The organism is Aneurinibacillus danicus, from assembly GCF_007991215.1.
Classification (GTDB): Bacteria; Bacillota; Bacilli; order Aneurinibacillales; family Aneurinibacillaceae; genus Aneurinibacillus; species Aneurinibacillus danicus.
Genome location: NZ_BJXX01000130.1, coordinates 1 through 10806, shown reverse-complemented (window position 1 = coordinate 10806; position 10806 = coordinate 1). Strand labels below are relative to the sequence as shown.

10 protein-coding genes are annotated in these 10806 nt (G+C 48.1%); 3 read left to right on the top strand and 7 right to left on the bottom strand.

Annotated elements, in window-relative coordinates; genetic code table 11:
• Window positions 1-105: 105 nt before the first annotated feature.
• Window positions 106-540, bottom strand: a complete 435-nt coding sequence (locus ADA01nite_RS14145; RefSeq protein ID WP_146810928.1) for a BrxA/BrxB family bacilliredoxin — start codon at window positions 538-540, stop codon at window positions 106-108.
• Window positions 541-846: 306 nt separating this feature from the next.
• Here ADA01nite_RS14145 and ADA01nite_RS14140 point away from each other — a divergent pair, with 306 nt between their 5' ends.
• Window positions 847-1734 (top strand): polysaccharide deacetylase family protein, encoded by an 888-nt coding sequence (locus ADA01nite_RS14140; protein WP_146810927.1) that lies wholly within the window; start codon window positions 847-849, stop codon window positions 1732-1734.
• Window positions 1735-1790: 56 nt separating this feature from the next.
• Here ADA01nite_RS14140 and ADA01nite_RS14135 read toward each other — a convergent pair whose 3' ends face one another.
• The 6 genes from ADA01nite_RS14135 to ADA01nite_RS14110 form a co-directional block, all read right to left on the bottom strand.
• The gene (locus tag ADA01nite_RS14135) at window positions 1791-2783 is read right to left on the bottom strand and encodes an ABC transporter permease (RefSeq protein ID WP_146810926.1); all 993 of its coding nucleotides are present in this window, start codon (window positions 2781-2783) and stop codon (window positions 1791-1793) included.
• Window positions 2776-3702: an ABC transporter ATP-binding protein gene (locus ADA01nite_RS14130; protein WP_174760615.1), complete on the bottom strand. Its 927-nt coding sequence runs from the start codon at window positions 3700-3702 to the stop codon at window positions 2776-2778. Before ADA01nite_RS14130 ends, ADA01nite_RS14135 begins: the two co-directional genes overlap by 8 nt.
• Window positions 3703-3714: 12 nt before the next feature.
• On the bottom strand, window positions 3715-4494 hold the full coding sequence (locus ADA01nite_RS14125; RefSeq protein ID WP_146810924.1) for a GDSL-type esterase/lipase family protein: 780 nt from the start codon (window positions 4492-4494) through the stop codon (window positions 3715-3717).
• 191 nt (window positions 4495-4685) lie between these two features.
• Window positions 4686-6428, bottom strand: a complete 1743-nt coding sequence (locus ADA01nite_RS14120; RefSeq protein ID WP_146810923.1) for a phospho-sugar mutase — start codon at window positions 6426-6428, stop codon at window positions 4686-4688.
• A gap of 98 nt (window positions 6429-6526) precedes the next feature.
• Complete coding sequence (gene pfkA, locus ADA01nite_RS14115) at window positions 6527-7486, bottom strand: 6-phosphofructokinase (RefSeq protein WP_146810922.1); 960 nt, start codon at window positions 7484-7486, stop codon at window positions 6527-6529.
• 216 nt (window positions 7487-7702) lie between these two features.
• On the bottom strand, window positions 7703-8662 hold the full coding sequence (locus ADA01nite_RS14110; RefSeq protein ID WP_146810921.1) for an ROK family glucokinase: 960 nt from the start codon (window positions 8660-8662) through the stop codon (window positions 7703-7705).
• A 373-nt stretch (window positions 8663-9035) separates the two neighbouring features.
• Between ADA01nite_RS14110 and ADA01nite_RS14105 the strand changes: the two genes are divergently transcribed.
• Both ADA01nite_RS14105 and ADA01nite_RS14100 read left to right on the top strand, forming a co-directional pair.
• Window positions 9036-9749, top strand: coding sequence for an iron-containing redox enzyme family protein (locus tag ADA01nite_RS14105; protein WP_174760614.1), 714 nt, complete (start codon window positions 9036-9038; stop codon window positions 9747-9749).
• A gap of 96 nt (window positions 9750-9845) precedes the next feature.
• Window positions 9846-10787, top strand: a complete 942-nt coding sequence (locus ADA01nite_RS14100; RefSeq protein WP_146810919.1) for an AEC family transporter — start codon at window positions 9846-9848, stop codon at window positions 10785-10787.
• Window positions 10788-10806 lie beyond the last annotated feature (19 nt).

Sequence of the window (10806 nt, the reverse complement as noted above, 5' to 3'; positions counted from 1 at the left end):
TTATACATTAACAGCGACAAGAGTTATCCTATCATACTTTTTAAGTAAATGCAAGACATAAAAAACTCCTCCCCCATTGCTGAGAAAGGAGTTTTGCCGTACGTCTTATCCGCAATGCTTTTTGAATGCTTCCATCAAATCAGAGGCAATCACTTCAAGCGGGCGGTTTTCGATCTGATGACGCTCCATCATATACACCAGTTCTCCGTCTTTCAGCAATGCGAAGGACGGTGAGGACGGCGGATAGCCGGTGAAATACTCACGCGCTTTTGCCGTAGCTTCTTTGTCCTGACCGGCAAACACCGTATAAAGCTTATCCGGCTTTGCCTCGCTGTTCTGTACGGAATATACGGCAGCCGGGCGAGCGAGGCCGGCCGCACAGCCGCACACCGAATTAACCACCACAAATGCGGTGCCTTTCATATTCTCAAACTTTGTTTCCACATCGTCCGGAGTCAGCAGTTCTTCAAACCCTGCAGACGTAAGTTCCGTACGCATCGGTTGAATAACCGAACGCATATATTCATCATATGACATCATTGTAAATCCCTCCGTTACATTACTTGCTTTTTATTCATGCAAACATTAAAAACCGGATTTATTCCATTATAGCGATTTCTTATCTTAGAGGAAAGTTTTACAGAGTATTTCACAACAGAGTAAGTGATTTTACCTATTTCCAAAAAAATCATTCTTGTATAATTTTATAATAAAACAGTGAGGATTTTTGACAACCATAAGAATTTTTATTTTTACTGGAACTTTTTACGCATTACCGACGTTTTTATAGTAGAATATGCAATGCATACTACTTTATGTATGAAATAGAGAAAGAAGGGAATTATTTTGGAGAACGACCGGAGGAGAAGACAAAGAAACAGGATTTGGCTTGCGCTATTGCTATTGGGCGTGATTATTCAAGTGAATTTAATTTTTAGCGAAAGTCCACCTGCACAGTCTGCAACTGCCCTCTTGAATTCCATTTCGGATAAAGAGACATCTGATACACCAGAAAAATCTAAGCCACCGCAGCAACCGAATTCGGCACAGAAACCTGACCCATCCGCACCAGCAAAGCCAGCAAAACCTTCAACCAATACAGCTTCGTCTCCTGATGTACCGGCAGTCGGCAAGATGATCGCCAAAATTCCCACGTCTAAACCGACCGTCTATTTAACATTTGATGACGGACCGGGAAAGTATACAAAGGATATTGTTGCGATTCTGGATGAGCATGATGTGAAAGGCGGGTTTTTCTGGATTGGCCAAAACGTAAAAACCGAGCGGGACAGCAAGCTTGCCAGACAAATGCTGGCAAACGGTCACATCATTGGTACACATACCATGTATCATGAGAAGCTCTGGAAAAAGCCGAAAGATGTACAGATACAGATAATTCGTACTTCCACAGAGTACATCTCCCAAAAAATCGGCGCCCCAATCTATTATTTCCGTCCACCTTACGGAGCAGTCGACCAGAATACGCTGCTCGCATCCAAAGAAACGAATCAGATTCTCGCATACTGGAATGTAGACAGCCTTGACTGGAAATATGGTGACAAACCGGATTTAATCATGAACAATATTGCCAGAGAAGTAAAGCCCGGCTCCATTATTTTAATGCATGAAAAAGAGCATACAGTGCAGTTGCTTCCGAAAATTATCAAGCTGCTTAAGGATAAAGGCTACGGGATCGCGCCCCTGCCTACACCGAAGCCGGCAAAAAAAGCGTAATCCCCATCTCTATACAAAAAACGAGGGAAGCCGGATAACATCCGGTGCCTCGTTTTTTAGTTTAGCACATCTCGTCGAATAAATACGACATAGGCTACAATAAGGGAAGCCACGCTCCATATACCAAGCACCGCCAATGAAAACGGCAGACTTAATCCGGGAATTGGCGGAAGCGTGCCCGCCAGGTAATCCGTTAGCTGCAGATTCACCATGAAAAAGTATTTGGCCGATTCCCATGCGGATGCCATATTCGTTAAGATTGTACCTGCGATTAATGCCGATACCATAATCCCCATGCCTGCAGCCGTGCTACGCACCAGTACGGAAACCATAAATGAAATAGAGGCCACAGCCAAACAGGCATACCAGGACAATCCATACTCCATAAGAATATACAACCATTGCGGCAGCACGTGTACACCCTCCGTATTTATCTCTTCTCCGGAAATCTGAAAACCGGTAAGCACCGGATAATTCCAACCCCTATAGCCGAACACCAGTCCGGAGATAAGGTATGCAATAATACCTGTTAGCGTGACAATCGTCGAAACAAATAAAATCAGGGCAATCAACTTGCTGGTTAGTACTTTCCAGCGTTTCACGGGCCTTGTTAACAATAGCTTAATCGTGCCTCCGGTATGTTCTCCGGAAACGATGTCCGATGCGATAATGACGATAAGCAGCGGAATGAATAGCGACACAGCGTTGTTCATGAAATCGCGGGTAAATGTGACTCCGTTGGGAGAAGTCGGATTAATATCATGGTCGAGATAGTATTGCTGCTGCTGAATACGAATTCGCATCCACTTTTTCCACTCTTCCGGAATACGGGTGCTGCTTAACCGGTTGGTCGTGTCATTGATACTCTGTCTTACCGCCACTTTCCAATCCGTTGTTCCCAACTGCTTCTGATTGCTAATCGTAGCCCGCAGCTGCGCATAGGTGAAAATGGGGACAAGTACAAGCAGAATCAATACAACTACCCATAGCCGTTTCTTCCGCAAAATCTTTATCGATTCATTCATAACCAGTCCGTACATGCTAGACATAACGCTCCCCCTCGGTCATATCCAGAAATAAATCCTCCAGACTTGGCTTCTTCCATTCGATTTCATATACTTGAATTCCGCCGCTAATTAGTCGGGCTGCCAGCTCAGGAACATGTTCCGCCGCGATTTCGGTTACAATTCCTCCATCCAGCGTTTCCTGTTCCGATAGGCGTACAAGCGGCGATGCCGCAAGGATAGACTTCGCCTTCGAACGCGGCTCTGCATACCAGATCATTTTGCGGAAATCCTGCGTTAGCAACTCGTCTACTTCTCCTACGCGAATGATTTCTCCCCTGTTAATAATAGCAACCCGGTCACACATTAACTGGATTTCACTAAGCAGGTGGCTGGAGATAAACACGCTTAATCCCTCGCCCGCCAATTGGCGAATGAAAGCTCGTAACTCTTTAATGCCCTGCGGATCAAGCCCGTTTGTCGGCTCGTCCAGGATAAGCAGTTTCGGATCTCCCAACAGCGCCTGAGCAATGCCAAGCCTCTGACGCATGCCCAGTGAATAATCTTTTACTCTGTCATGAATGCGCTTGCTTAAATCCACACGCTGCACTACTTCATCAATTTTCCCCCGGGTAACGCCAGGAATCATACGTGCAAACTGCTCAAGATTTTCCATCCCTGTCAAAAAGGAATACAATTCAGGGTTTTCCACAATCGATCCGACATGTGCAAGCGCTTTTGTGTATTCCTTCTGGATATCGAAACCGCATATCCGAATCCGTCCTGCGGTCGGCCGAATCAAGCCGACCATCATCCGAATGGTTGTCGTTTTTCCTGACCCGTTAGGTCCAAGAAAACCGAACACTTCTCCTTCCCGTACGGAAAATGAAATTCCTTTAATAATTTTCTTACCACGAATTTCTTTTTCCACCTGTTCAATTTCAAGCGTAATTGCTTGTGTCACCATATTCCCCCCTTAACGGACCACTTCGGCCATACGCTCTCCGATGCGTCGATATCCGGCCTGGTTCGGATGAAAATGGTCGCTGGATAGATATTTCACGCCGCCCGTCCGGAACAAGTCGTCAGTCGGAACGAAAATTGTATTGGGATACTGATAGAGGACAGCCGATGCTTCCCCGTTCCACAGCTGTACTATTTTATAACTCTCCCGTGCATTCGATAAATCGGCAAATGCGTTGTACAACCCCACGTACAGCACTTTAGCCTTCGGGTTCAGCGAGGTAATTATTTTTACAATTTGTCTGTACCGGTCCACGGCTCCCGGCAGTCGTTTTTGACTTTCCTCCGGCCTTACTTCTTCCGCTCCCGCATTGAATAAATCATTGCCTCCAATGGACAGCGTAATAATGTCCGCCTGGCGAATGGTCCGGCGAATATCCTCCTTCTTCTGCAGATCGCGCAGCAAATCGGCAGTTTTATATCCGTTTACTCCATGGTTCAATACGTATACTTCCTGTCCCGCGACTTGCGCAAGTCGTGCGCGCAAATGGCCGACATATCCAAGTCCGCTTCCATCCCCCGTACCTCTTGTCAGCGAATCTCCAAGCGCTACAATCTGAATTTTATTTTCTCTCGGGATCGAAGCCTCTTCTCCGGCACTTTTATCGGTTTTCCATCCGACCGCAGAAGGGAAAAGAATGTCTCTTACTCCCATATATAGCCCTATGGCAAGAACCAGCATTGAGACAAGAGAAAAGACCGCGAACAACCGCCAGCTTGTCCGTGATGACATGTTCGCTCCTCCTTATATTTCGTATGTATCATTATATACATAATTCACGGCAAACAAAAAAGCAAAATTCCCACAATTCCCCAGCGATTCGTTTGATAATGGCACAAATAGTGTAAAGTAAAATTGAAAAAAGCGGAGGATGACCAACAATAAATGCGAAAAAGGAGCCAAAGGACTCCTTTCTCTACACTTTACTCCTTCATCAACCTGTCTACCCTCTCCATTACATCCGCCTTTAAGCGCTCCAGAAACTCTCTGCTTTCTTCCATCGTACTCGCTTTTACGCCGAAATAAAACTTGATTTTCGGCTCCGTACCGGAAGGACGAAGGCAAAACCACGCACCGTTTTCCAGCGTATACTTCAACACGTCGGAGGCCGGGAGCGTAAGCGTTTCGCGCCGGTTATCCTGTGTTACTATACGTATGCCCGCTTTGTAATCCTCAATAATCCGGATGTTTTGCCCTGCCATCTCGGCTGCCGGCTCGTCGCGGAACGATTGGAGAATGGCTTTCATTTTTTCCAGCCCTTCTTTTCCTTTGAGGGTTATGGAGAGCAAGTCTTCGAGATAATATCCATACGTCTCGAAGATCTCCAGCAATCCTTCATACATTGTCATACCACGCGATTTGTAGTAGGCGGCTACCTCGGCGGCAAGGAGGCAGACCTGCACCGCATCTTTATCACGAACAAAATCACCCGCCAGATAGCCATAGCTTTCCTCGTAGCCGAATACAAAAGTATGGCTTCCGGTTTCCTCGAACTCTCTAATCTTTTCACCGATAAACTTAAAGCCGGTCAACGTATCGATTGTCTCAAGGCCGTACGAATCTGCGATGGCGCGTCCGATTTCGGACGTTACAATCGTCTTCAATACCGCCCCGTTCTTTGGAAGAGTGCCCGCCTCCCGCTTTTGTTCCAGCAAATAATGCAGAAGAAGTGCGCCGGTCTGGTTGCCGGTAAGCACTACGTATTCTCCCTGAAGATTCTTTACCGCAATGCCAACACGGTCCGCATCCGGGTCCGTGCCAAGCAGCATATCGGCGCATGTCCGCTTACCGTATTCAATTGCCAGCTCAAATGCAGCATGCTCCTCCGGATTCGGCGAAACAACCGTAGAAAATTCGGAATCGGGCAATTCCTGCTCTTTGACGACCTCCACATTGGTGAATCCAAGTTCCGCAAGCCCGCGCCGCACTAACTTATTCGAGGTACCGTGCAGGGGGGTAAATACAATCCGAACTTCATCTCCCATCCGCCGTATCAACTCCGAATTTACACTGAGAGCGCAAATCTTCTGTATGTATGCGTCATCAATATCAGCACCAATGCTTACAAGGAGCCCGGCCTTGCGTGCCGCCTGCTCGTCCATTACTTCAATGACCAGCTCGTCACCCGCTTCGTTTACTTTTGAGATAACCGCGTCCGCGTCCGCCGGAGGTAGCTGACCGCCGTCCGGACCGTATACTTTGTATCCGTTATATTCAGGAGGATTATGACTTGCCGTAATGACAATCCCCGCATATGCACCCAGGTGGCGCACAGCAAACGACAGTACCGGCGTAGGACGGATATCGTCGAAGACATACGTCCGAATATTATGCCGTGCGAGTGTCAGTGCCGCTTCAAGCGCAAACTCCCGTGATTTGCGGCGCACATCATAGGCAATCGCTACACCGCGCCGCCTGGCCTCCTCTCCTTGCGCTTCAATATAGCGGGCGAGACCTTCTGACGCTTTGCGCACCGTATATATATTCATTCTGTTCGTTCCCGGCCCGATTTCGCCGCGTAACCCGCCGGTGCCAAACTCCAGATTTTTGTAAAAACAATCTTCCAGCGCTCTCTTGTTGTCCTTCATGGCCGCAAGCTCCTGTTTTAACTCTTGCGAAAGACCAGGATACTCCTGCCACCGCGCCGCTTTTTGTTCCCAGTTCATCCCTTCACTCTCCCCATTTTTCCCCTATTATACTGCAATTGCTTTCCCGGTTACAAAACAAAGCCGCTCCGCGTCGGAACGGCTAATAAAAACATAAATTAAATAGAAAGGGTTTTGCTCAGTTCGTACATATCCAAATCAATGTCATGCTTGCTCCCAAATACGTCGGCGAAGTCCACCGCCGTAATCCGGTTTCGCTGAATACCTACCATCTTACCGCTCTGGCCATCACGCAGCAAGTCGACCGCTTTGGCCCCCAACCTGCTGCCCAACATCCGGTCGAACGCGGACGGAGAGCCGCCGCGCTGCACATGCCCAAGCACTGTTACCCTTGTATCCAATCCTGCTTCCTCTTTAATTTTCTGTGCAATTTCCGAAGCCGGACATACGCCTTCTGCCACAATGATAATGCTGTGTTTCTTGCCGCGTTTGTTTCCTTCTAGCAGGCGGCTGATTACATCCGTAATCTCAAAATCCACCTCGGGAAGTAAAATCGACTCCGCTCCGCCGCTTAAACCAGCCCATAGTGCAATATCACCGCAATGTCGGCCCATCACTTCAATGACAAAAATCCGTTCATGCGATGTGGCGGTATCCCGAATTTTATCAATCGCTTCAATAACCGTATTGACTGCCGTATCAAACCCGAGCGTCACCTCTGTGCCTGAAATATCGTTATCGATCGTACCCGGAATGCCGATCGTAGCAAACCCCTTGTCCGATAGTTTTTGTGCGCCGCGAAACGAACCATCGCCACCAATCACAACAAGGCCTTCAATTCCTCTCTCCCGCAGGTTATCGATCCCCTTCTGCTGGCCGGCCTCCGTTTTGAATTCTTCGCTGCGGCTGCTGTACAGGATGGTGCCGCCCCGCTGAATAATATCCCCTACACTTCCGGCATTCATTGGCTCGATCTGCCCCAGCATCAACCCTTCATAACCATGATAGACGCCATATACTTCCATACCGTGCGAAATGCCGCGACGAACGACAGCCCGCACGGCGGCATTCATCCCTGGAGCATCTCCTCCGCTTGTTAATACCGCAATCTTTTGCATGATCATCATCCTCTCTTTTTTCTGTGAAAATTGTGAGGAAAGAAGGAGAGAAAGAGGAAATGAGACCCGGGGAAGAAAAAGGCGTTCGCCTTTTTCCCCATTAAAATCCTCTCCTCGTTCTCTTCTCTCTTTTCCTTCGCACCCAAAAAGTCAGCCGCCTTCCCTTTATTTTCATGGGGGGCTTGTCACTAATCAACCATGGTGGTTTTCTATGCTTTACTGTGCCAAAAGATTCATCTCCGCCAGTTTTGCCAATCCAACAATGCCGGCGTCGTTGCCCAGGACAGCAGGTACGATAATCTCCGTTTTTTGAATATCCACAAGTGTAAATTCATGAAACCAGCGCACAGTCGGCTCAAGCAGCAGCGATCCGGCAGCGGCTCCTCCGCCACCGATAACAATACGGGCCGGAGCAGTGACGGTATAAGCACCCGCCAGCGCATATCCTAAATAATAGGCAGCGTTAGCAAGCACACTACGTGCAGCCTCATCGCCTTTCCGGGCTGCCTCAGCCACAACTTTACCGGTCACTTTTCCCTCCCGGGCCAGCTGTTCTGCAAGCAGGCTCTTTGGATGAGCCTTTGCCGCCTGCTCGCCGTAATAAGCAAGGGCAGACGCAGATGCTTCCGTTTCCAGGCAGCCAGTTCTGCCGCAATTGCATGGCCGTCCGCCTTCTATTTTTACACGAAAATGGCCGATTTCTCCAGCCAATCCATGTGTTCCGTTGACAATCCTCCCATTTGTGATGACACCGCCCCCTACACCGGTGCCGATCGTAATACATAGCAGGTTATTCACACCTTTTCCGGCTCCCCGCCACATCTCTCCGAGTGCTGCCGCGTTCGCATCGTTAATTACAAACACAGGAACATTCAGCATAGCAGACGCTTTTTCGGCTACGGGAACATCCCTCCAGCCAAGGTTGACTGCCCGGGTTACCCGCCCGGTTTCCATCTCTACAAATCCCGGGATGCCTATGCTGGCAGCCCGAATCTCTCCAGGAGCGATTTTCGCTTCATTACAAAGCGCCTCTCTCAGCTCCTGAAACTGGCGAAACGTCTGCTCCGCCTCACCACCCGTTCTCGTAGCCACCTTCCGTTTGGCGAGAACCGTACCATTTGCATCCACCAAACCGGATTTAATATTTGTTCCTCCTACATCAAAACAGAGATACACTGCACCCTCCTCCTTGCCCGTCTATCCAAATTCCCTATTCTTCTATTATAGTATGTATGGACGGTTTCGTTTTGATTTTATCCGTACGTCCCTTATACAAGAGAAATCGTCCCTATTTTGTGTGCACCCATGCTGCATCACGACCAATGGCGTCTCTTCCGCCTCATTATAGCCGCTTGACGCATAAATTTTAAGCTAAAGTAAAGCAGTGTCTTTTCTTTGCGTTCTCCTTTTTTATACAATGTTAAGCGTTATAATGTTTTTATGTTAAATAGCACGGTTTGCCCCTTGACTTTTGTTTTAAGGTCATGCGTATAATAAAAAAGTTTGTAGGACGCAGAAGAACGAAAAAATAAAGGGAGTGATTTGTCACATGGCGATTACAAGCTATGAACAAATTGAAGAGAAAATCTGGGACATTGTAGAAACAGAAATCATTCAGGGAGAGTTCATGCAAACACTGCTGGCAGGAGAGTGGACACCTTCGCAGGTACGAGAGTTTGCACTTCAGTACAGTTATTATAGCCGCAACTTTCCCCGGGTACTGGGTGCAGCTGTGGCTGCCGTCGAGCCGGAAGACGACTGGTGGGTTCCGCTTGTTGATAACCTGTGGGACGAAGGCGGACGTGGCAATCCGCAGAGCTATCATTCCCGTCTATACCATTCGTTCATGATTACGGCCGCGCCTGATGTACCGACAAATGAAAAATACGTACCGGATTACCCGGTAGCCCCGGCTGCGAAAGAAGCTGTCGATACGTTTATCTCTTTCCTGCGCAATGCGACGTCGATCGAAGCAATGGCATCCATCGGCTTTGGTTCAGAGATGTTCGCCGGTAAAGTGATGGGACTTATCGGCAAAGGACTGGAACACCCGAATTATAACCAGGAACGGAAGCTGAACACAACCTTCTGGACTGTGCACGCCGATCATCACGAACCGCGCCATTACGAGCTATGCAAAAATGTGCTGATCCGCTTCACATCTCCGCAGGATTTGGAACTTATGTATCGTGCCGGTGCGTATATCACTCGTTCTGAAGCGCGCTTCTATAACGGCTTATATGAACGCATGAAAAGCGTATAAGCTGAAAGCGGCCTGTTCGCCGGAACGGGCCGCGCTTATTTATGATAGGATTCGATGGAATATTCTAAATGATACATAGAGAAAGAAGGGAAGAAGGTGGAGATTGAAACTGTCGTGTCTTCCATCCTTACGATGGCGGCCATGATTCTCATTGGCGGTCTTCTAAGCTGCCGTATGCCTTTTACGTTGGAAAGGCGGCAGTTGCTGATTGCCATTATTATCAATGTAGCAATGCCCTGTATTATCCTAAACGGGGTATTTCAAACAGAGATTGATGCTAATTTTCTTACGCTTGTTTTACTAATCTTTCTTAGTTCGATCCTTATTAACTTTTTTGGCGTGTTTCTCGGCTGGATGGCGGCACGCGCAATGCATGTCACTCCCGATAAAGCAAAAGAAATAGCGCTTCTGTCAGGTCTTGGCAATACCGGATTTATCGGCATTCCGCTCTGCGCTGCTCTATTCGGTCCTAAAGGAGCACTGCTTGCGGCTATTTTTGACGCAGGATTGGATTTTACCATCTGGACGCTTGGTGTCATGATGCTGCAGGGTCAGAGAGGATTCAATTTTCGTTCTTTAAAAGCACTTATTAACATTCCAATGATATCCATTTTCATCGGAATGCTGGTCGCCGTGTTCAATGTCACGCCCCCGAAGAGTGTGGCAAACCTGGCGGAAACGCTGGCCAATCTTGCATCTCCGCTTGCCATGATGTACATTGGAATGCTCATTCCGTCCATGGCTAAAAAGAAACGGACCACTGCTCTGCATCACCTGAGCATGCCGCTCATCATGAAACTGCTCATTTTCCCGGTCACTATCGCCTTGCTGCTGCACCTTCTTTCTCTACCGCTGGAGGTGGCGCAGATTATTATCGTGCAGTCGACTATGCCGAGCCTTACGTTGGCGTCCATTCTGTTTGCCCGCTATTCACGGGACGAAGAATACGGAGCGACGATGACCGTATTCTCCACGCTTGCATCAATTACGACCATTCCGCTCATGACGATGATCGGCTTCTATCTTCTCGTCAAATAAGGAGCGCTTTAAGCGCTCC